The sequence below is a fragment of the Stenotrophomonas sp. RG-453 genome (genome assembly GCF_033843685.1).
GTDB classification, from domain to species: domain Bacteria; phylum Pseudomonadota; class Gammaproteobacteria; order Xanthomonadales; family Xanthomonadaceae; genus Stenotrophomonas; species Stenotrophomonas bentonitica_A.
Genome location: NZ_JAMYED010000001.1, coordinates 100,929 through 122,123, shown reverse-complemented (window position 1 = coordinate 122,123; position 21,195 = coordinate 100,929). Strand labels below are relative to the sequence as shown.

Sequence of the window (21,195 nt, the reverse complement as noted above, 5' to 3'; positions counted from 1 at the left end):
CGGCGGGCCGCCAGGCAGCCCGCCGCGCGATCACTCAACGCGCGCCGCTGGTCCGCGCCAGGCGGTTGCTCATGTCGACCAGGTCGTTGTAGCTGGCCAGCAACGCTTCGGCCGAGCCCTGCGGGTTGCTGATCCGCCCACCGCTCTCCATCAGCATCTGCTCGCTGCGGGTATACGGCTTCTTCGACTCGACGCGCTCGATACGGCGGCCGGCATCGCGGGCCAGCGCATCGGCGGCGCGCTCCACGTGCCCCCACATCGCATCGCCCTTGCCGATCTTGTCATCCTGCGCCTGCTGCAGCAGCGCCTGGAACGCCGCGAGCTGGGTGCGTGCCACCGCCAGATCGGGCGTCTCGCTGTTGAGCAGCTGCGTGAGCTGCTTGCCATCACCGAGAATCTTGATCTGGTAGTACGCCATCGAGCGGCCTTCGGAAGCTTCAATCTCCTTGAGCTGTTCCGCACGGCGTTCGTCTTCGCGCTTTTCCAGCGCGGCGTCCAGCGCGGTGCCTGCGTCGAAGAACGCCGTGTAGGCCTTCATCAGCGGGGCATGCTGGCTGCGCATCCCGGCATGGTCATCGCGCAGGTAGTCCTCGCGGCTGTAGTAACGGTCGGCCTGCTCGATAAGGGCGTACAGGTCGACGAACGTCTTCTGGTAAGCGCTCGCCGCCGGATCCAGCTCGGGCTCGGCCGGCGTCATCGCCAGCGCGGCGACCATCGGGGCGTTGCACGCCTCCACGCGATGCGACAACACCGTGCCCGGCCCACGCACCTGCTTCTCATTGCCGGTCGGGCCAGCCTCCGGATCCTGCATCCAGCCAATGTACTGCTGGAAGCCTTCGTGGATCGGCTGTTCAACGGCGTTGAAGCAGGCGATGTAGGCGTTCACCTTTTCCACGCCCTGGGTATCGGCAACGCTGCCCGGGCCCTTGCTGCAGGCGCCGAGCAGGCTGATCAAGGCGATGGCGGCGGCGAGCGGTGCGGTCCGTGTGCGGAATGACATGCATGTGTCCATACGATTTGGGGCCCGCACCATAGCAGCCCGGCCTGTGCAGCGTTTGTCATCGCGCACGCGGCGCGCACCGCGCGCGCGTCAATCCAGGAACAGATCGGGCATCAACGGACGCGACGGATCGACGGCATAGCCACTCAGATCAGTGATGCCGGCCTGCGCCAGCACCTCGTCATCCAGCAGGAACTGCCCACTGAAGCCGGCCGCCTCGCGGGTCAGCACCGCGTGTGCGGCATCGGCAAGAATGGCCGGCGTGCGGCAGCCGCCGATGTCCACGCCGGGAATCATGTTGATTGCGTCAGTGGCGATCACGGTACGCGGCCACAACGCATTGACCGCCACGCCCTGTGGCCCGAACTCCGCGGCCAGGCCAAGCGTGACGAAGCTCATGCCCATCTTTGCCAGCGTGTAGCCGGTATGCGGCGCCCACCACTTCGGGTCCAGGCTTGGCGGCGGCGCGAGGGTGAGAATGTGTGGATTGGGTGCCTGCAGCAGGTGCGGCAGGCAGGCCTGCGCGCACAGGAAGCTGCCGCGCGCGTTGACCTGCTGCATCAGGTCGAAACGTTTCATCGGCGTGTCCAGCGTGCCGCGCAGCCAGATCGCGCTCGCGTTGTTGACCAGGATGTCGATGCCACCGAAGGTATCCACGGTGGCGGCGACGGCCGCACGCACCTGGTCTTCTTCGCGGATGTCGCACTTCAGCGCCAGCCCCTGGCCGCCGGCGGCGGTGACCGCCTCCGCTGCGCTGTGGATGGTGCCGGGCAGCTTGGGATTGGGCACCGAGGACTTGGCCGCGATGGCGATATTGGCCCCGTCCCGTGCAGCACGCAGTGCGATGGCCAGGCCGATGCCGCGCGAGGCGCCGGTGATGAACAGGGTCTTGCCTTGCAGACTGGCCATGCGCGGATTCCTTCGATGCGATTGCAGTTAACCGGCATTATGCCGCCCCGGCGCACACACCGGATTCATGCGCCGCGTCGATACTGGGCATTCACGTTCTGCATGGAATGAGCGACATGACGGCGATCCGCCTTCCCCTGACCGCGCTGGCGCTGGTACTGGCCATGGCTGCCTGCCAGCCCGCCGGCGACCCGTCCACCGCCCCTGTGCAGGCGGCCGCCACCGTTCCCGGTACGGCCGGCGGCGCCTCCCCCTTCAGCGAAGCGGCGATCTGGGACGGCGAGGTGGACGCCTGCCGCGGCCAGGCGCCGGTTGCCGATGATTGCCTGTCCAAGGCGATGCAGGCGGCCAAGGCCAGCCCGCAGGCGATCGCCGCGGCCCATCAGCTGGGCGCGCAGGGGAATCCCGGCTACGTCAGCGCATGGCGTGACCAGGACGGCGTGGGCATTGCCACCATCGAGTACCCGTTCCGTGCCAATACCAATGAAGGCACGCTGCTGGTCGACAGTGCCGGGCATACCGTGGATGTGGATGCGGATGTCCTGCCGGAGATGTCGCGCGCCGATGCAACGGTCAAACCCTTCCTTGATGCGCACCCGGACGCCTCACCGTTCGCCCCCGCCGAGGCCAGCGGCAGTGAAGCGCTGCCCAACGGCGGGCTGCGCCTGATCTACAGCACGCCGCTGCGCACCTGCCATGCCTGCGCGGACGAGGGCATGCTGCGGGTCGCCTACGAGTTCGACGCGCAACGCCGCTTCACCGGCAAGCAGATCCTCGACCTGCGCTGAGCGCCAGGCATCGGCCCCTGCTACGGCTTGGGGCCCTGCCCTTCGTTGTCTTCCCAGTGCAGGATCCTGCGGGTGACGAAGCGGTAGACCGGCTTGCCGGTGCGGAACCAGAGGTCACGCACCCACGAGGTGCGCTTGAGCAGCCGCTTCTCCACCGGCGTCAGCGACGGCCGGCAGTACATGCGCTTGTGCTTGAGCAGGTGGCGCAGGTCCTCGCGGGCCAGCAGGCGCATCCAGCGTGAGCGCGGATTGCCGATCACCGCCAGCTGGAAATCGATCAGGGCCGGCGAGCCGTCTTCGCGCACCAGCCAGTTGGCTTCCTTGGCCAGGTCGTTGTGCGCGATGCCGTGGCGATGGACCTGCTGCAGCAGACGGCGCGCCGCACGGAAATAGGCAAGGTCGCCATGCGGCGGACGCTGGTACATCGCATCGCCGGCCATGAAGCTGCGGTCCAGCCAGCGCCCGTTCCAGCCCAGCAACCGCGGCGTGGCGGGCATCCCATCCAGATGCGCCAGCGCGCGCGCCTCGCGCCGGGCCAGCCACCATGCCGGCAGGCGCAGCCACCACGGGGTGGCCTCCAGATCACGGCGCACGAAGCGCTGGCCGTCCTGCTCCATCAGCAGGATGCGGCCGAAGCTGTCGGCTTTGAGGGCGGTCGGGGCGGGATCGGCAGGGCGTGTCATGGCGCCATTCTAGGCGGCTGATCGCGCTCATTCACTGCAGATGCCGCACATTGCCCGCCGCTGGCCGGCAGTCAGTCACTTTGCCCCCCCTATAATCCTCCGATGGACTCGTCATGGATCGATGCCACGCTTGCGTGGATCTCAGCTCACCCCGTGCTTGCCGGTGCGGTCATTTTCCTCATTGCCTTCTGCGATGCGGTCATCGTGCTGGGCGCGATCGTGCCCGCGTTGCCGCTGCTGTTCGCCGTGGGTGTGTTCATCGGCCTGGGCCAGATCTCCGGGCCGTACGCGGTGGCCTGCGCAGCGCTGGGCGCGTTTGCCGGCGACGGCATCAGCTACTGGGTAGGCCGGCGCTGGGGGGATCGCCTGCGCGGCTTCTGGCCCTTCAGCAAGTATCCGCAGCTGCTCGACCGCGGCGAGACGATGTTCCGCCGCAACGCGTTCAAGAGCATCCTGGTGGCGCGCTATGTCGGCGCGATCCGCCCGTTCGTGCCGGCCATCGCCGGCATGATGAAGATGCCGCTCTCGCGCTACTTCCAGGCCAGTGGCATCGCCAGCCTGTCTTGGGCGGTGCTGTTCCTGGCCCCCGGCTGGGTGCTCGGCGAGGCGTATGACGCGGTCGCCGCCGTTGCCGGCCGGCTGGTGATGGTGCTGGGCCTGCTCGGCGTGATCATGGGCCTGGTCTGGGCGATCGTGCTGTACGGCTACCGCTGGTCGGCCTCGCGCATGGACAGCTGGCTGGCCATGCTGTTGAACTGGTCGCAGCGCCATCCAACGCTGGGCCGTTACTCGGTGGCGGTGTTCGATCCCCAGCGGCGTGAATCGGTGCCCCTGGCGATGCTGGCGGTGATGCTGCTGCTGCTTGGCTGGGGCTGGTTCGCCCTGTTGATGGCGGTGGTCGCCCATGGCGAACCGCTGCGGGTCGATCTGGCCGTGCACCACGCCATGCTGGCCCTGCGCAATCCGCTGGCCGATTACCCGATGGCCGCGCTGGCCTCGCTGGGCGCCTGGCAGGTCCTGTTGCCGGCCACGGCCGCCGGCATGGGCTACCTGGTCTGGCGCCGGCGCTGGATGGCGGCCGGTCACTGGCTGGCCGCGCTGGCCTTCGGCCTGGCCCTGTGCAAGCTGCTCGGCGCAACCGTGGACGTGGTCCGGCCGCCGGATGCGAGCAGCGGCTTCGGCTTCCCGTCGGTCTCGGTAACGATGGCCACGATCACCTTCGGCTTCTTCGCCGTGCTGATCGCGCGCGAACTGCCCGGCCGCACCCGCGTGTGGCCCTACCTGCTGTCGGGCATCATCGTCAGCCTGATCGGCTTCGCCCGCATCTACCTCGGCGCCCATTGGCTGAGCGATGTGATCGGCGGCATGCTGTTCGGCCTGTTCTGGCTGCTGGTGCTCGGCATCGCGTACCGCCGCCGCTTCAACCGCTCGTTCTGGGTCAAGCCGGTGGCGTGGCTGTTCTACGGTACCTTCGCCGTGGCCGCGCTCTGGTACGCCCCGCGCAACATCCCGGTGAAACTGGCGCGCTTCGAACCGGCGCAGCCGAGCCCGGCGCCGCTGGATGCACAGGCCTGGTGGACGACCGAGTGGCAGCACCTGCCCTCGCGCCGCAATGAATTCGATGACGACCAGCGCTGGCCGCTGGATGTGCAGGTGGCCGGCCCGCTGCCACCGCTGCAGCGCCGCCTGGAAAGCCAGGGCTGGCGCGTTCAGCCGCAGGCCGGCTGGGAGCAGGCGCTGTTGATGCTCGACAAGTCGTCGGACAAGGACAAGGTGCCGGTCCTGCCAGCCACCCTGGACACGCAGGTCGAATCGCTGCTGATGCTGCGCGCCGGCAATGCCCCCAACGAGATGTTCGCGTTGCGCCTGTGGCCGGCACCGGCGCGTCTGTCAGCGCCGGTGGATGAGCCGTTGTGGCTCGGCAGTGCGCAGACCCTGCACTACCAGCAGCACTTCAATCTGATCGGGATGTGGCGCCCGATGCGTGGCATCGACCCCTCGCTCAATGCAGTGCGCCAGGCACTGGATGGCCTGCCACAGCAGGTCGACACCCATCCGGATACGCAGATGCCGGTGCTGCGCGTGCGCATGCCCGCGGCCGAATGAGGCAGCGCCGGGATCATCCCGGCCGTTCGTGCAGCGGGGCCTCGCTCGCCCCGCGTTACGGCATCCAGTCCAGCAACGCCTGCAGGCGCTGGTGCGGGTCATCGTGCTGCAGCAGCTGCAGGCGCTGCGCATCCTCCAGGGGCAGCAGCTCAGCCAGGCGCCAGCCGACCCAGCTGGCCTGCTCCATCTGCGCCGGGCTGACCGGAGCAAACGCGGCACCTGCCTGTTCGATGATGTGCTCAAGCACGGTCGCCATCAGCGCATGTTCGGGCTGCAGCTCATCGTCGCTGTCGGCCGCACACCAGGTCACCTCGGCAATGATCAGCCCGTTGTCGCGCACGCGCGTGCGATCGACATGGAAGCGACGCTGGCCACGCAGGCGCAGCACCAGCACGCCATCGGCGCCCACGTCGAAATCCTCGATCCGCGCCTCCACGCCGTAGGCGGCCGGCACCGCGGGGGCGCCGGTTTCCTCACCCTGCAGGATCATGCAGACGCCGAACGCCGTACCTGCGCGGCTGCACTCGCGCAGCATGTCCAGGTAGCGCCGCTCGAACACGCGCAGGCCCAGCGCGGCGCCGGGCAGCAGCACGGTGTGCAGCGGGAACAGGGGCAGTGACGCGGTGTCGGTCATGGCCAGGCCCGCTCAGGACGGCTGCAGCTGTGCCAGGAAGCGCCGCGGCGCGCCGTCGAAGCCACCATTGGACATGAACACCACGTGGTCGCCGGGCATGGCGATCGCGTCCAGGCGGGCCAGCAGCGCATCGGTATCCGGCACGGCATACGCGTCGCCTCGCACGGCCGCGATCACGCCGGCCGCATCCCAGGCCAGCTCGGGGCGGTGCAGGAACACCACGGCATCGGCACCGTCCAGCGACGGGGCCAGCGCCTGCGCATGCGCGCCCAGCCGCATGGAATTGCTGCGCGGTTCCATCGCCACCACGATGCGGGCTTCACCAACCCTCGCACGCAGGCCCTCAAGGGTGGTGCGGATCGCGGTGGGGTGATGCGCGAAGTCATCGTAGACGGTGACATCGCGTGCCTGGCCGATCACTTCCAGGCGGCGCTTGACGCTGCGGAACGCGGCCAGCGCCGGCATCACCCTGGCCAGTTCGACACCTACCGCATGCGCGGCGGCCAGCGCAGCGAGCCCGTTGAGCACGTTGTGCCGGCCGAGCAGCGACCAGCGCACTTCACCGACGCGCGCGCCGCGATGGTGCACCACGAACACGCTGCCGTCGGCCTCCACCAGCTCGGCGTGCCATTCCAGCGCAGGATCGAAACCGAAGCGCTCCACCGGCGTCCAGCACCCCATCGCCAGCACCTCGGCGAGATAGGCATCTTCGCCGTTGACGATCAGGCGCCCGCGCGCGGGCACGGTGCGGATCAGGTGATGGAACTGGCGCTGGATCGCGGCCACGTCCGGGAAGATGTCGGCGTGGTCGTATTCGAGGTTGTTGAGGATCGCCACCAGCGGCCGGTAGTGCACGAACTTGCTGCGCTTGTCGAAGAACGCAGTGTCGTACTCGTCGGCCTCGACCACGAACTCGCGGCCGCTGCCGATGCGCGCGGAGACGCCGAAATCCTCCGCCACGCCGCCGATCAGAAAGCCCGGCTCACGCCCGGCGCTGTGCAGCAGCCAGGTCAGGATGGTGGTGGTGGTGGTCTTGCCGTGCGTGCCGGCCACAGCCAGGGTGTCGCGGCCCGGCAGCACCTGCTCGGACAGCCACTGGGCCCCGGAGATATAGCGCTGGCCTGCATCCAGCACCGCTTCCACGGCAGGGTTGCCGCGCGAGAGCGCATTGCCGATCACCACCTCGTCGCAGTCCGGTGCCACGCTGTCGGCGCGGTAGCCCGGATCCAGGGCGATGCCCAGGCGTTCGAGCTGGGTGGACATCGGCGGGTAGATCGCCTGGTCGCTGCCGCGGACCGTATGGCCCTTCTCGCGTGCCAGCGCGGCCACGCCGCCCATGAAAGTGCCTGCAATACCAAGAATGTGGATCGTGCTCATGCCTGCGATTGTCGCCGATCATCACCGTCGATGGACATCGCCGTCAGATAACTCCTAGTCGAGTATCAGAGAAGTCCATCACGGTGTCAGGGAAATCCCGATAGCGCCGTACTGTGAAGACGGACACAATTCCATGGGCCAGCCGCAGCACCCCATTGGTCCTACTCCCCAAGAGGCCATCCCCAGGGGGGCTCATGCTGCGGGGCTCTGAGCAAGCCCGCTCGCTGGCACCTTCAAACCACACGCCTGGTCCCTTCGGGGGCCGGGCGTGTGTGTTTCAGGCACTGGGCAGCGCACTGCCCGTGCGGTGCCGCCGTAGCGGCACCGACCGGATCAGGCCTGGATCGCGGCGCGGATGCGCGCTTCCACGTCGTTCAGTTCACCCACGCCATCAACGCGTGCGAGCGTGCCACGGCCGGCATAGAAATCCACCACGGGCGCGGTCTGGTCGTTGTAGACCTGCAGGCGCTGACGCACCGATTCGGGGTTGTCATCGGCACGGCCCTGCTCGGCGGCGCGGCCGGCGATGCGCTCGACCAGCAGTTCGGTCGGCACGTCCAGCTGCACGACCGCATCCAGCGGCTGGCCGATCTTGGCCAGCAGGCTGTCCAGCGCATTGGCCTGGGCCACGTTGCGCGGGTAACCATCCAGGATGAAGCCCTTGGCCACATCGTCCTGGCCCAGGCGCGACTCGAGCATGCCCAGCAGGATGTCATCGGACACCAGGTTGCCGGCATCCATCACGGCCTTGGCCTGCTTGCCCAGCTCGGTCCCCGCAGCCACTTCGGCACGCAGCAGGTCGCCGGTGGAAATGTGCGCAATCGAAAGATGTTCCTTCAGGCGCGTCGCCTGCGTCCCCTTGCCCGAACCGGGCGGTCCCAACAGAACCAATCGCATCAACCTGACTCCAACGTGGTAAGAAAATGGAAGGGCGCGCGCCCCGGGATTGTCCACAATCACGCTGCACCGCAATACGCGCACTTTACCCCATACCGGTAATGTCTCTGCAATGTCCTTCCCCCAGACCAAGGTCGCACCATGCCCAACGGTACCCTGCTCTACGCCCAGTCAGGCGGCGTCACCGCCGTCATCAATGCCACGGCCTCGGCGGTCATCAGCACGGCAAGGGCCAAAGGAATCAAGGTCTTGGCCGCACGCAACGGTATTCTCGGCGCGCTCCGCGAGGACCTGATCGACACCTCGAAGGAAACCGCTGCCGCGATCGCCGCCCTCGCCCATACCCCCGGCGGCGCGTTCGGCTCGTGCCGCTACAAGCTCAAATCACTGGAGGCCGACCGCGGCAGGTACGAGCGGCTGCTCCAGGTGCTGCGCGCGCACGATGTGCGCTGGTTCCTCTACAACGGCGGCAACGATTCGGCCGATACCGCCTGGAAGGTCTCCCAGCTGGCCAAGGCCTTCGACTACGACCTGACCTGCATCGGCGTGCCCAAGACCATCGACAACGATCTGGCCGTGACCGATACCTGCCCGGGCTTCGGCTCGGCCGCCAAGTACACGGCCGTCTCTGTGCGCGAAGCGGCGCTGGACGTGGCCGCGATGGCCGAGACCTCGACCAAGGTGTTCGTGTACGAAGCGATGGGCCGCCATGCCGGCTGGCTCGCGGCGGCCGCGGGGCTGGCCGGCCAGGGCGCCGATGACGCCCCGCACATCATCCTGCTGCCCGAGCGCGCCTACGACGAGGCCGCGTTTCTGGCCAAAGTGAAACAGGTGGTCGAGCGCGTGGGCTACTGCGTGGTGGTGGCCTCCGAGGGCATCCAGACGGCCGATGGCCGTTTCGTCGCCGATGCGGGCGGTGGCACCGATTCGTTCGGGCATACCCAGCTCGGCGGCGTGGCCTCGCAGCTGGCGGCCCGGGTCAAGGATGGACTGGGCTACAAGGTCCACTGGACCCTGCCCGACTACCTGCAGCGCTCGGCGCGCCATCTGGCCTCCAAAACCGACTGGGAACAGGCGCAGGCGGTGGGCAAGGCGGCGGTGCAGTTCGCGTTGAAGGGCCAGAACGCGGTGATGCCGGTGATCGTGCGCACCAGCGATAAGCCCTATCGCTGGAAAATCGAGGCCGCCCCGCTGCACAAGGTGGCCAACCACGAGAAGAAGATGCCGGCCGGCTTCATCCGCCGCGATGGCTTCGGCATCACCGACAAGGCCCGCGCCTATCTCGCCCCGCTGATCAAGGGGGAAGCCCCGTTGCCCTACGGGCCTGATGGGCTGCCGAAGTACGTGACGCTGAAGAACGTGGCAGTGAAGAAGAAGCTGCCTGCCTTTGAAGCATGAGCAACCCGTCGGTGCCGGCCGCTCGCCGGCAGCGCGGTGCTCCCAGGCCCTGAGGTGGTGCCGGCCGCTGGCCGGCAGCGCCGTGTCCCCGGCAGAGTCCGGGAGCCGGCAAGCGGCCGGCACTACCGGTGCGTGGTCAGGTCAGTTGCAGGCCTTGCCCTCGACCTTCATCTGCGCGGCGAACATCGGCACCTGCGCGATCTTGCCGGCGGCGGCCTGCTTCTTGGCGTCTTCCAGGTAGATGCGCGACTGGCCCTGGCCATCGCGTTCGGGCGTGGTGGTGACCGGCATGCGCCACACGCGCACCACCGCCTGCTGGGCCGGGCAGCCCGCATTCGGCACACGGATCACATCATTGAGTTTCCAGCCCTTGGCCTCGCTGGGCTGCGCCTTGTCGTAGTCCACAAAGCGGGCGCGCGGCCGGCACTGCTCGCTGGTACGGACCACGGCAAACTTGTACGGCTGTGCCGCCTCGCCCGTGAACACGCCTTCCAGCCGTGCACAGGCTTCGGGGATCTGGCGGAGTGTATGCGCAGCGCCCACCGCCTGCGGCGTTCCTGCGGCGCGCTGCAGTTCGGGGGTTTCCGCAGCGAAGGCGGACACGGCGGGCAGCAGGGCCAGCCAGAGCAGATGACGGGGGGACATGGCAGGACTCCAACGGCGGGGGAATGGGCCGAGGCTGCCAGTGGGTGGCTGAACGGCATGGCAAAGGGGGCCCGTCGTCCGGATCTGCGTGGTTCCCGGCCAGCGGCCGGCGCTACCCATGCCACGGGTCGGCGCTACCCATGTCACTGACAGTTCGGCCTCACGCATGCGGTTTGTAATCCTTGCTGGCTTGCATCGAGGATTTGCCCGCATACTCGGGCCACCAGGGATTGCTGAACACCGCCACACGCTTGACGACCGGGCACGGTCTGAACGGGTTGGTTCATGGTTGCAGCCCGTTGTGCCCCCGCGTGGAGAAGTTCATCCGTTCACTGGATGTCATTCCATCACCCGGGAGGGGACATGCTGGAACGTTATGGGCTTTCTCTGGCGCTGTTCTGCGCCATCCTCGCGATTCTCTACGGCATCGTGTCGGCACGCTGGATCCTCCGGCAGCCGGCTGGCAATGCGCGCATGCAGGAAATCGCCGCCGCCATCCAGGAAGGCGCGCGCGCCTACCTCAACCGCCAATACCTGACCATCGCCATCGCCGGTGCCGTGCTGTTCGTGCTGGTCGGCATCTTCCTCAGCTGGTACACCGCGATCGGCTTCGCGATCGGCGCCGTGCTCTCCGGCGCGGCCGGCTACATCGGCATGAACGTCTCGGTCCGCGCCAACGTGCGCACCGCCGAGGCGGCCCGCAACGGCCTGAGCGCGGCCATGGACGTGGCCTTCCGCGGCGGTGCGATCACCGGCATGCTGGTGGTCGGGCTGGGCCTGCTGGGCGTGGCCGGGTACTACGCGCTGCTGTTGAAGCTCGGGCTGGATGTCGCGCAGACGCTGCACGCGCTGGTCGGGCTGGCGTTCGGTTCGTCGCTGATCTCGATCTTCGCGCGGCTGGGCGGCGGCATCTTCACCAAGGGCGCCGACGTCGGCGCGGACCTGGTCGGCAAGGTCGAAGCAGGCATTCCCGAGGACGACCCGCGCAACCCGGCGGTGATCGCCGACAACGTGGGTGACAACGTCGGCGACTGCGCCGGCATGGCGGCGGACCTGTTCGAAACCTACGCCGTCACCGTGATCGCCACGATGCTGCTCGGCAACCTGATGATCGCCGAGGCCGGTGCCAATGCGGTGCTGTATCCGCTGGTGCTGGGCGGCGTCTCGATCATCGCCTCGATCGTGGGCGCGCTGTTCGTCAAAGTAAAACCGGGCGGCTCGATCATGGGCGCGCTGTACAAGGGCGTGATCGTATCCGGGGTGCTGGCGGCGATCGCGTTCTACCCGATCACCACGCAGTTGATGCCGGACAACGCGCATGGCGCGCTGAACCTGTATTTCTGCGCGTTGATCGGGCTGGTGCTGACCGGGTTGATCGTGTGGATCACCGAGTACTACACCGGCACCCAGTACAAACCGGTGCAGCACGTGGCGCAGGCCTCCACCACCGGGCATGGCACCAACATCATCGCCGGCCTCGGTGTCTCGATGAAGTCCACCGCCCTGCCGGTGATCGCGGTGTGCGTGGCGATCTGGCTGGCACACTATTTCGGCGGCCTGTACGGCATCGCCATCGCCGCCACGGCGATGCTCTCGATGGCCGGGATGATCGTCGCACTCGATGCCTACGGCCCGATCACCGACAACGCCGGCGGTATTGCCGAGATGGCCGAACTGCCGCCGGAAATCCGCGACATCACCGACCCGCTGGATGCGGTCGGCAACACCACCAAGGCGGTGACCAAGGGCTACGCCATCGGCTCAGCGGCCCTGGCCGCGCTGGTGCTGTTCGCCGATTACACGCACAACCTGCAGGCCGCCAATCCCGGCGAGACCTTCGCCTTCGATCTGTCCAACCATGAAGTGATCATCGGCCTGCTGATCGGCGGCCTGATCCCCTACCTGTTCGGTGCGATGGCGATGGAAGCGGTGGGTCGCGCGGCAGGTGCGGTGGTGGAGGAAGTGCGCCGCCAGTTCCGCGAGATTCCCGGGATCATGGAAGGCACCGGCAAACCGCAGTACGACCGCGCGGTGGACATGCTGACCCGCTCGGCGATCCGCGAAATGATCATCCCCTCGCTGTTGCCCGTCGCCGTGCCGGTGGTGGTCGGCCTGCTGCTCGGGCCGCGTGCGCTCGGTGGCCTGCTGATCGGCACCATCGTCACCGGTCTGTTCGTGGCGATCTCGATGACCACCGGCGGCGGCGCCTGGGACAACGCCAAGAAGTACATCGAAGATGGCCACTTCGGCGGCAAGGGCAGCGAGGCGCACAAGGCCGCGGTGACCGGCGATACCGTCGGTGATCCGTACAAGGACACGGCCGGCCCGGCGATCAACCCGCTGATCAAGATCATCAACATCGTGGCGTTGCTGCTGGTGCCGCTGCTCTGAGGCAGGACGGGCGCGCGGGCCTCGTTGGCCAGCGCGCCCAAGGGGTGTTCTCCTGCCGCGCCTCAACGCCGCCGGATGAAGAACGTCACCGGTACCATCACCTCCACCGGATCACCGGCCACCTCGGCGGGCGGCGGTGGCAGCGGGCTGCCGCGGCGCACCGTGGCCAGGGTTTCCTCATCCAGCAGCGGATGACCGCTGCTCTGGCCCAGCCGGATGTTGGAGGCGTTGCCCTGGCGGTCCACTGAGAAGCGCACATAGGCCACGCCCTGCTGGCGAAGGCGCTCGGCCTGGCGCGGATAGCGGCGGTACTGTTCCAGATGGCCGAGCAGCAGCCCCTGCCAGGTGACCGCCGCGTTGCCCTGGCGGCCGGCCACGGTCTGCGTGGCAGCGTAGCGTTCGGACGGGCGTGCGGAGACATCCGGCGGTGCCAGCGTCTGATCGACGTTGTGCGGGTCGGTCGGCTCCTCTTCTCGCGGCGTCTGGCGACGCAGCACGTCCTGCGCGTCCGGGGTGTCGGCCGGCGGCAGATCGATCTTCGGCACCGGCGTGGGCTCGGGCCGATGCTGTTCGTGCTGCAGCGGCCCGGGCGGCATCTCCTTCGGTGGCGCGGATGGCGCCTCAGGCACCGGCGCCAGTTCCACCATCACCGCTTCCACGGGCGTGTCGCTGGCCAGCACCGGCGCACGCTGCTGCCACCACAGCGCGCCGCCGATCAGCGCGCCATGCACGGCCAACACGAGGGCCAGGCTGCCCACCCAGCGCAGCGTCGCGGCGGGGTCGCGGCTCATTCGCGGCGCTGCTCCAGCCCGACCAGCGCGATTCTGCGATACCCCGCCGTGCGCAGGGCATTCATGGTCTGCATCAGATCGCCATAGGGCACCGCCTGGTCGGCGCGCAGGTAGATGCGCTGCTCGTGGTCACCGGCTGTCAGCCGCTCCAGCGTGGCTTTCAGGCCATCACGGCCCACCGGCACGTCGTTGATGCTCAGTGACAGATCGGCCTGCACCGAGAGGAACACCGGTTCGCCATCACGTGGCTGCGGCTGCGCAGTGCTGGCCGGCAGGTCCACCGGCGTGTCCACGGTGGCCAGCGGCGCGGCGACCATGAAGATGATCAGCAGCACCAGCATGACGTCGATGAAGGGCGTGACATTGATCTCGTGGCTTTCTTCCAGCGCGTCGTCGTCGTGGCGGGCGGTCTTGATGGGCATGGCCGGTCCTCAGCGCGCGTCGTGCACGGCCGGCGCCTTGCCAGGCCGGTCCAGATCGCGCGAGACCAGTTGCTGCACGCCCGCGGACAGATCCCCCAGCAGGCCGCGGATACCGGCCAGCACGCGGGTGAAGTGGTTGTAGATCACCACGGCGGGAATCGCCGCTACCAGGCCCAGTGCGGTGGCAAGCAGCGCCTCGGCGATACCCGGCGCGACGACGGCAAGATTGGTGGTGTTGGCATGGGCGATGCCGATGAAACTGTTCATGATTCCCCAGACCGTGCCGAACAGGCCGACGAACGGCGCGATCGCGCCGATGCTGGCGAGCAGGCCTACGCCGGTGCGCAGCTGGCGCGCATGCGCCAGTTCGATGCGTTCCAGGCGCGACGCGACGCGGTCCTTGATCCCGACCGGATCATGCGCGTCGTGCGAGAGGCGCAGCTCGGTACGGGCGGCATCGATCAACGCATGCGCGACGCCCTCGTCCAGCAACGGCTGCGTCTGCGGCGCCGGCAGGTGCGCGGCCTGCAGCAGCAGCGCACGGGCCGCGCGCAACGTCGTGCGCTGCCGCGCCAGCTCCCAGGTCTTGGCGACCAGCACGGTCCAGGTGGCGATCGAGGCGAGCGCCAGCCCGATCATCACGGCCTGCACCACGCCATCGGCGGCCTGGTACATGCCCCAGGGAGTCAGGTCATGCGGCAGCGCCGCCACGGTGGCAGGAAGAGCGATGGGCAGGGTCATGGGCGGAGTCGTCGGTCAGGGCATCGCGGCGCGTGACAGGGCCGGAGGCAGGCAAAGGGCGGAGGAGTATCGGGGGGCGAAGCGGTCGGAATCAGTGCGGGGCGGACAGCACCTTCAGCGCTCCGACGGGCGATCCGGCGTGGCCGATGGCCGCGGCGCGGGCCGTGACAGCACATAGGCCGCGCTGGCGGCGAAGAACAGGCCGACGCCGAGCAGCAGCGGCCAGGACGGATGCGCGCCCCAGCAGAACATGACGAAGCCGAACGCCATGCCGGCGCCGGCAAAGGCCTTGCCCTTGCGGCTGATCGCGCCCTGCTCGCGCCACAGGCGCAGCGGTGGGCCGTAACGAGGATGCTCGAGCAGCCGACGCTCGAACTTCGGCGAGCTGCGCGCGAAGCAGCCGACGGCCAGGATCAGGAAGATGGTGGTCGGCATCACCGGCAGCAGGGCGCCGATGACGCCCAGCGCCACCATGATCCAGCCCAGGCCGAACCAGAGCCAGCGCATCACGGGTGGCCGTGGCGGTCCGGCACGGCGGAGCTGTGCCGAGCGGTGCTCATGCGAATTCTTCCTCGACATGACCGTGCACGCTGCGGAAAGCGGCATCGGCGGCATCGATCACCTGTTGTTCCTGCGCCCGGGTGAGCGCGACGCCGTCGAGCGCGGCGGTGAACGCGCGCCAATGGCGGGCCGCGCCATCGGGATGTGCGGCCAGGTGGCGCGCGCCGAAGTCACTGTCCAGGCCGAGCCTGGCGGCCATCTTGTACAACACGGTGCCCCCCAGGTTGGAGCCTTCGGCCACATACAGCCAGCCGAGCGCGGCCGGCAGCGGCAGGTCGCCATCCAGGCCGGCGGATGCCGGCAGTGGCAGGGTCTGTTCCAGATCGGCCAGGTCGCGGGCGATCAGCGGCAGCCGGCGGCGCTCGTCCAGGTCGGGCAGCAGCGCGTCCAGCGCGGGGTTGCCATACAGCGCGTCGATGTCGCGGTGAAAGCGGAACTGCACGCGCACGAATTTCGCGAACAGGTCGCGGCTGGCGAAGATGTCGCCGGCCATGATGCGCTTGTCCAGCGCGCCGTGGCTGTCACGGGTGGCGGCCTTGAGGCGTTGGCTGCGGGTGGCTTGGGGAGTATCGATGACGATCATGGCACTGCTTGGATGGGGAAGTGGGGCGCGGTTCTCTGTTGAAGACGTCTGTCACGGCTGCAACCCCAAGCCCATTGTCGCGTGGGGAGCGTTGCGTCCGTCACATGCCACCGTCACGGCCTTGCCCCGATAATACGGGCCACGCCCTGCCACTGGAATGACACGATGATCACCACCGAACCGCGCATGACCAATCTGTTCCTGCAGCTCGGGCTGGAAGCCAGCGAGGAGGCGATCGCCGCCTTCATCCGCGACCACCAGCTCTCCAACGATATCCGCCTGATCGAAGCGCCGTACTGGAACGATGGGCAGCGCCAGTTCCTGACCGAGCAGCTGCGCTCGGATGCGGAGTGGGCGATCGTGGTCGATGAGCTCAGCGAAGCCCTGCACGCCGATGCGACCGCGCAGGCCAACGCCGGCTGAGCGATCACGGGCATCTGATGCCGGCCGGCCAAGGATGGGCAGGCTGGATGCACGACAGGGGCCGGCCATGCCGGCCCCTGTCGTGTCCGGGCATCAGTAGCGGTAGGTCAGCGCCAGCCGCACCGTCCGGCCCGGTGCGGGCATCACGCCCAGCGCCAGCGGATCGAGATAGTAGCGGTCGGTCAGGTTGTCCACGTTGAGGTCGACCGCGAACTGCTCGCTGGCCTGCCAGCTGGCGAACAGATCCACGATGGTCGCCGGGCGGTACAGCTGCTGGATCGCCGACAGGCCCACGTTCCATTCCTTGTCCAGCGTGCTGATCGGGCCGGCGTTGTGGATCACCCGGGTGCCGAAGCTCAGGCGCTGGTCGAACAGGCGCGAGCCCAGGGTCAGGTTGACGTTGTAGCGCGGCGGGTTCTGGGTGTTGCTGTAGGACCCTTCAAAGCCACCATCCACGCAGTCCGGCGTGTTCTTCAGTTCCTCGATCTTCCGCTGGATGCCGTAGGCACGACGCTCGGCGGCGATGTCCGGCGCGCAGGTCTTGGCCTGAATGTAGTAGTGCGCGGACAGATCGGCGAACACCATGCCGCTGTCATAGCTGGACTGGAACTCCACGCCGGAGACCTTGAAGCGGTCCACGTTGCGGATCAGCCCGGCCGACAGGGTGCGGTAGTCGCGGGTGATCAGATCATCGATGCGCGTGTTGAAGTAGGCCAGCTTGAAGCCGGCCTGGTCGCCCTCGGTGAACAGGCTGTGGCGCACCGTGCTCGCGCCGATCTCCCAGGTCCCTGCCCGCTCCGGCTTGAGCTCACCGGTCGGCTTGGCCGCGGTGAACAGGCCCAGCGTGGTCTCGAACAGGCTCGGCAGCTTCACGCCCTCGGCGTACTTCACGTACACCATCGTGTCTTCGTCGAAACGGTAGGCGACGCTGGCGCTGGGCATGAAGGCGCTGTCGCGCCGACGGATCGGCTGCGACCAGGTCCAGCTGACCGGCACGCTCAGATCTTCGGCATCATCAGCGTCGTAGAAGTTCCAGCCGGTGATGTCAGCCACCGTGCCCTTCTCATACGGTGATGCCAGCAGCGAGGCCTCGGTGAACTGGCCGTTGGCATCCGGATACCAGTTGAGCATGGCGATGCGCTTGGCGCGCCATGCCGGCAGATTGGGGTTGCCATCGAGCAGCTGGGTGTAGCGGTACTGACCGATCACCCCGTACGTTTCCGGCGTGGCCAGGCGATTGCGGTCGTGCACGTTGACGCGGTTGTAGCGGCCACCGACCACCACTTCCCAATGCTCGTCCGGCTGCCATTTGACCGAGGCCACCGCGCTGTATTCCTTGCGCTCGGCGTTGCGCAGGAAGCGGTTGTTGACCAGGTCGTCGTGCATGACCGGCGAGTGCGGGCCCGGGCCGACGTCCTCGTCGCTGAAGGACAGGCCGTAGTCCAGCGTGAACAATCCGGCGCGACCGTCCAGATGCGTGGTGTTGCCCACATCGAAACCAAGCCGGGTCTGGGTCAGCTCATTGCGGTAGGCATCCATGTAGCCCGGGTCGGTGTTGAACGAGGGGCCGTCGTACCACTCGGTACGGCGATCGAAGTACCACGGGGTGATGCCGGTCAGACCGTTGTACATCAGGCTGTCGGCATCGGTGTACCAGAGGTTGGCCTTCAGATCGATCCGCTCGTTGTCCGGGTTGAAGCGGTAGCGCAGGTTGTAGGCATCCATGTCGACATGGCCCGGGTCCCACTGCGGCACGCGGTCGCGGTCCACGCGGATGATCTGCGAGGCCATGATCTCGCCGGCGGTGCCTTCATAACGGCGGTAGCCCGCTTCCAGCGTCTGGTCATCGTCGATGCGCCAAGTGCCCTTGAGCAGGAAGGACTCCGAGCGCGAGGAGGTGTTGAACACCTCGGTATCCGGCGGATTCAACGGCGCCAGCGTGCGCCGGGTCTGTGGAAAGTCGTCGTAGCCGTGCTTGCCGGAGAAATAGTTGCCGTTCTCGCGCCATGCGTAGGCGGCGACCAGGTCGAAACGATCCCAATGCTTGGCGGTGGCGATGTTGAAGAACTGGCTGCCCAGGGCGCTGCGGTCGGTGCGCGGTGCGGCGTCGTAGGCGGGCACGTTGTTGGCGCTGGCATTGGCCATGCCGGTGCGCACGCGCAGCCCGGCGTCGCGGCCCTCACGCAGCACGTCCTCGATCTTCAGGGTTTCCATCTCGACCACGCCACCGATGCCGCCGGAGGCGTTGACGCCCAGGCTCGGCCCCTTGGTGATGGTGATGTTGGAGATCAGGTCCGGATCCAGATAGGTGCGTTGCGACTGGCCTGCGTAACCCCGGTAGGTATCCATGGTCGACTGCCCGCCGTCGATGATCACCGGAATGCGGCTCTGGCCCTGGATGCCGCGGATGTTCACGTCCAGCGCGTTGGCGGTGCGCGGATCGCCGGCGGTCACACCGGCCACGCCCTTGACGATGTCCGAGGTGGAGGTGCCGCGAAAGCGCTCGATGGTGGTGCGGTCGATGTAGGCGCTGGAACCGGCGGTGCGGTACACGTCCAGCGCGCGCTCGGCGTCGCTGCCGCCCTCGATGCGATCACCTGCCACGCTGAGCGCATCGGTGACGATCAGGCCGTCGTCGTTGCCGGCCACCCGTGCGCGCTCCAGCGTTACTGCTTCCGGCCCGACCTGGCGCATGTTCAACCCACTGCCCTGCAGCAGGCGCAGCAAGGCCGACGGTGCATCCATCTGCCCGGCCACCGCCGTGGAGGTCAGCCCTTCGGCCAGTGCTGCCGGATAGGCGACCTGGACACCGGATTGCCGCATGTAGGTGCGCAGCGCGTCGGCCAGCGGCTGGGCGGGAATGTCGAAACGCAGCGTGGCCGCAGCGGAGGCCGGGCTGGACTGGGCCAGGGCCGGCAGTGCCGGCGCGGCGGCCAGGCCGGCGCTGAGCAGGGCGATGCAGAGACGTGACGGGCGCAGGCGATGCCCCGCGCGGGTGGAAGTACGCATGAAAAAACCTGTCGAAAGATCAGTGCCGCGGAGGCGGGTCATCCGCACGCAGGTGCGGATGCAGCGGACGTACGTGGCGGCGGCGGGTACGTTATGCCGGGTAAGACGAACGAACAGGTCGCTGCCCCAAGACCAATGCGCCGCCCCCCGACTGGACGCACGCCACGCCGCCTCCGCAGCAGGCCCGCCGCGCTACGGGTGGGTGGCCGGTGCCACGATCGCCACGCCCATCGGCAGGCGGGTCACGCTCAACCCGGCGCTGACCGCCAGGGCGTCCAGGGCCTGCTCCGGCCGGTCGATGCGGAAGGCCGCATTGATCGCGGGCAGACTGGCCAGATCCCCGCGCACGAAGGTGGGCCCGGACCGATAGCGCGCGATGCGCCGCACCGCCTCTTCCACCCCGGTTGCGTCGAGCAGCAGTTCGCCCTCACGCCAGGCCGCGATCCTGTCCAGCGCGACGTCTTCCTGCCGTGTGACCCGCCCACCCGCTGCGAAGCGCGCACGCTGGCCCGCGTCCAGATAGGTCCAGCCACCCCGATCGGCCGCTGCGACCCGGACCCGGCCCTGCGCCACGACGGTGTCCACGTGGTCGCCTTCGCGTGCGACCGCGAACGCCGTGGAAATGTCCTCGATCACCCCGCCCTGCGCATCCACCTGGAATGGGCGCGCCGCGTCGGGTGTCACCTGGAACCACGCTTGGCCGCGCAGCAGCGCGATGCGCCGCACCTGCCCGTCGTAGCGGATGGCGATGGCGCTGTCGGCATCAAGCACGGCGCGGCTGCCATCGGGAAGCACCACGGAGTGGATGGCCGTGCCGCTGCGGTGATCGGCCTGCAGCCGCAACCAGGCTTCCGGCGCCACCCAGGCCAACGCCACCAAGGCGGCCGTGGCCGCGCCAACGGCGGGCCAGCGCAGGCGGCGCGGCGGCCGGCGGGCCACCACCGCCGGGGCCGGTTGCGGCCCGAGACTGCGCCACAGCTGGCGTTCGTATTCGAAGGTGCGCCGGTTGTCCGGCTCGGCCAGCCACTGCTCGAAGGCCTGCATCTGCCCGGGCTCGACCGCACCGGAGGCGAGCCAGGCAATCCAGGCGCGGGCCTGGACGGCAGCAGGGTCGGACGGTGGCAAGGGTCGGGACATCGGAGGCTGTTCGTGCGGGCTCATGGCTGGCAGTGGGTGCGCACGCGCGCGCGGACGAAGAAGAGGCCGGAAGGGTCGGCATTATGATCAAGACGGATGGGAAACGGGCTTCCCCAAGCCCGGATGCGTGCCGCTCAGCGCCCGCTGCGCGCCCAGGCCAGGCGCTGCAAGGCGCTGCGCACGTGGTTTTCGACGGTCGTCACCGACACGCCCTGGCGCTTGGCGACCTCGACCTGGGTCATGCCCTGCAGGCGGTTGAGGCGGAAGATCGTGCGGGTCGGCTCGGGAAGATGTTCGGCCGCCGCCAGCACGCGCTGCAGGTCGTCCTGCGCCATCGCCTGCTCTTCGGTAGAGAGCACCTCGTCCGGCCCCCACAGGTAATGCTCGGCCAACAGGCGCGTGCGTCGCGTGCGCTCACGGCCGTGGTCGGTGGCCAGATTCGCCGCCAGCCGATACAGGTACGCCCGGGGGTTGCTGATCGGCTGGCCGCCGTCGACACCCCGGGCCTTGAACCAGATTGACTGGATCACATCCTCCGCGCCGCCATCACTGCCCAGAATGCGCTGCACCAGGCGCAGCAGCGCCGGGCGTTCGCGTATCAACAGCTCGGTGAGAGTGGTGGCGTTGGAGGACATGGGCCAGTGCACAAAGCGGGACCGCAGGGAGACGGCAACCCGTAAGGCGCGGCATGTTACTCCGC

Annotated in this window: 20 protein-coding genes; 5 read left to right on the top strand and 15 right to left on the bottom strand. The window is 68.2% G+C overall.

The genetic code is table 11. The annotated features are described in order from the left end of the window. Positions 1-34: 34 nt before the first annotated feature. Together NJD74_RS00505 and NJD74_RS00500 are read right to left on the bottom strand one after the other, a co-directional pair. Entirely contained in the window at positions 35-1,000 is a 966-nt protein-coding gene (locus tag NJD74_RS00505; RefSeq protein ID WP_019183843.1) for a YiiG family protein, read from the bottom strand. Positions 1,001-1,090: 90 nt separating this feature from the next. Beyond that, on the bottom strand, positions 1,091-1,909 hold the full coding sequence (locus NJD74_RS00500; protein WP_070425847.1) for an NAD(P)-dependent oxidoreductase: 819 nt from the start codon (positions 1,907-1,909) through the stop codon (positions 1,091-1,093). Positions 1,910-2,025: 116 nt separating this feature from the next. On the opposite strand from NJD74_RS00500, the gene NJD74_RS00495 reads away from it, so the two are divergent. Beyond that, positions 2,026-2,697, top strand: a complete 672-nt coding sequence (locus NJD74_RS00495) for a hypothetical protein (protein WP_070473558.1) — start codon at positions 2,026-2,028, stop codon at positions 2,695-2,697. Positions 2,698-2,717: 20 nt separating this feature from the next. On the opposite strand, the gene NJD74_RS00490 is transcribed toward NJD74_RS00495, so the two are convergent. Beyond that, positions 2,718-3,380, bottom strand: coding sequence for a serine/threonine protein kinase (locus NJD74_RS00490; RefSeq protein WP_019183840.1), 663 nt, complete (start codon positions 3,378-3,380; stop codon positions 2,718-2,720). Between the two features lie 102 nt (positions 3,381-3,482). Here NJD74_RS00490 and NJD74_RS00485 point away from each other — a divergent pair, with 102 nt between their 5' ends. Next, positions 3,483-5,486, top strand: coding sequence for a bifunctional DedA family/phosphatase PAP2 family protein (locus NJD74_RS00485; protein ID WP_319623457.1), 2,004 nt, complete (start codon positions 3,483-3,485; stop codon positions 5,484-5,486). A gap of 55 nt (positions 5,487-5,541) precedes the next feature. Here the strand turns inward: NJD74_RS00485 and NJD74_RS00480 are convergent, their stop codons facing one another. The 3 genes from NJD74_RS00480 to NJD74_RS00470 form a co-directional block, all read right to left on the bottom strand. Next, positions 5,542-6,120, bottom strand: coding sequence for an LON peptidase substrate-binding domain-containing protein (locus NJD74_RS00480; RefSeq protein WP_319623456.1), 579 nt, complete (start codon positions 6,118-6,120; stop codon positions 5,542-5,544). Between the two features lie 12 nt (positions 6,121-6,132). Beyond that, on the bottom strand, positions 6,133-7,497 hold the full coding sequence (gene mpl / locus NJD74_RS00475; protein WP_319623455.1) for a UDP-N-acetylmuramate:L-alanyl-gamma-D-glutamyl-meso-diaminopimelate ligase: 1,365 nt from the start codon (positions 7,495-7,497) through the stop codon (positions 6,133-6,135). 333 nt (positions 7,498-7,830) lie between these two features. Continuing rightward, on the bottom strand, positions 7,831-8,394 hold the full coding sequence (locus tag NJD74_RS00470) for an adenylate kinase (RefSeq protein WP_019183836.1): 564 nt from the start codon (positions 8,392-8,394) through the stop codon (positions 7,831-7,833). A gap of 141 nt (positions 8,395-8,535) precedes the next feature. Between NJD74_RS00470 and NJD74_RS00465 the strand changes: the two genes are divergently transcribed. Continuing rightward, complete coding sequence (locus NJD74_RS00465) at positions 8,536-9,792, top strand: 6-phosphofructokinase (RefSeq protein WP_019183835.1); 1,257 nt, start codon at positions 8,536-8,538, stop codon at positions 9,790-9,792. A 141-nt stretch (positions 9,793-9,933) separates the two neighbouring features. Here the strand turns inward: NJD74_RS00465 and NJD74_RS00460 are convergent, their stop codons facing one another. Further along, a complete protein-coding gene (locus tag NJD74_RS00460; RefSeq protein WP_102788199.1) occupies positions 9,934-10,437 on the bottom strand; it encodes a hypothetical protein in 504 nt (167 codons plus the stop codon). A gap of 363 nt (positions 10,438-10,800) precedes the next feature. Between NJD74_RS00460 and NJD74_RS00455 the strand changes: the two genes are divergently transcribed. Continuing rightward, the gene (locus NJD74_RS00455; RefSeq protein ID WP_019183833.1) at positions 10,801-12,828 is read left to right on the top strand and encodes a sodium-translocating pyrophosphatase; all 2,028 of its coding nucleotides are present in this window, start codon (positions 10,801-10,803) and stop codon (positions 12,826-12,828) included. Between the two features lie 62 nt (positions 12,829-12,890). Here the strand turns inward: NJD74_RS00455 and NJD74_RS00450 are convergent, their stop codons facing one another. From NJD74_RS00450 to NJD74_RS00430, 5 genes are all read right to left on the bottom strand, one after another. Further along, entirely contained in the window at positions 12,891-13,619 is a 729-nt protein-coding gene (locus NJD74_RS00450; protein ID WP_070473570.1) for an energy transducer TonB, read from the bottom strand. After that, positions 13,616-14,041, bottom strand: a complete 426-nt coding sequence (exbD, locus tag NJD74_RS00445; RefSeq protein WP_070473572.1) for a TonB system transport protein ExbD — start codon at positions 14,039-14,041, stop codon at positions 13,616-13,618. Before exbD ends, NJD74_RS00450 begins: the two co-directional genes overlap by 4 nt. Before the next feature lie 9 nt (positions 14,042-14,050). After that, on the bottom strand, positions 14,051-14,782 hold the full coding sequence (gene exbB, locus NJD74_RS00440; protein ID WP_083298821.1) for a tonB-system energizer ExbB: 732 nt from the start codon (positions 14,780-14,782) through the stop codon (positions 14,051-14,053). 114 nt (positions 14,783-14,896) lie between these two features. Further along, positions 14,897-15,289, bottom strand: coding sequence for a YbaN family protein (locus NJD74_RS00435; protein ID WP_046274323.1), 393 nt, complete (start codon positions 15,287-15,289; stop codon positions 14,897-14,899). A 49-nt stretch (positions 15,290-15,338) separates the two neighbouring features. Then, complete coding sequence (locus NJD74_RS00430; RefSeq protein WP_102788202.1) at positions 15,339-15,926, bottom strand: biliverdin-producing heme oxygenase; 588 nt, start codon at positions 15,924-15,926, stop codon at positions 15,339-15,341. A gap of 165 nt (positions 15,927-16,091) precedes the next feature. Between NJD74_RS00430 and NJD74_RS00425 the strand changes: the two genes are divergently transcribed. Next, the gene (locus NJD74_RS00425) at positions 16,092-16,349 is read left to right on the top strand and encodes a DUF2789 domain-containing protein (protein WP_019183827.1); all 258 of its coding nucleotides are present in this window, start codon (positions 16,092-16,094) and stop codon (positions 16,347-16,349) included. Between the two features lie 93 nt (positions 16,350-16,442). Here NJD74_RS00425 and NJD74_RS00420 read toward each other — a convergent pair whose 3' ends face one another. From NJD74_RS00420 to NJD74_RS00410, 3 genes are all read right to left on the bottom strand, one after another. Next, positions 16,443-19,358: a TonB-dependent receptor gene (locus tag NJD74_RS00420; protein WP_319623454.1), complete on the bottom strand. Its 2,916-nt coding sequence runs from the start codon at positions 19,356-19,358 to the stop codon at positions 16,443-16,445. A 192-nt stretch (positions 19,359-19,550) separates the two neighbouring features. Further along, the gene (locus NJD74_RS00415; RefSeq protein ID WP_070473578.1) at positions 19,551-20,495 is read right to left on the bottom strand and encodes a FecR domain-containing protein; all 945 of its coding nucleotides are present in this window, start codon (positions 20,493-20,495) and stop codon (positions 19,551-19,553) included. Positions 20,496-20,629: 134 nt separating this feature from the next. Further along, positions 20,630-21,130: a sigma-70 family RNA polymerase sigma factor gene (locus NJD74_RS00410; RefSeq protein ID WP_070473580.1), complete on the bottom strand. Its 501-nt coding sequence runs from the start codon at positions 21,128-21,130 to the stop codon at positions 20,630-20,632. Positions 21,131-21,195 lie beyond the last annotated feature (65 nt).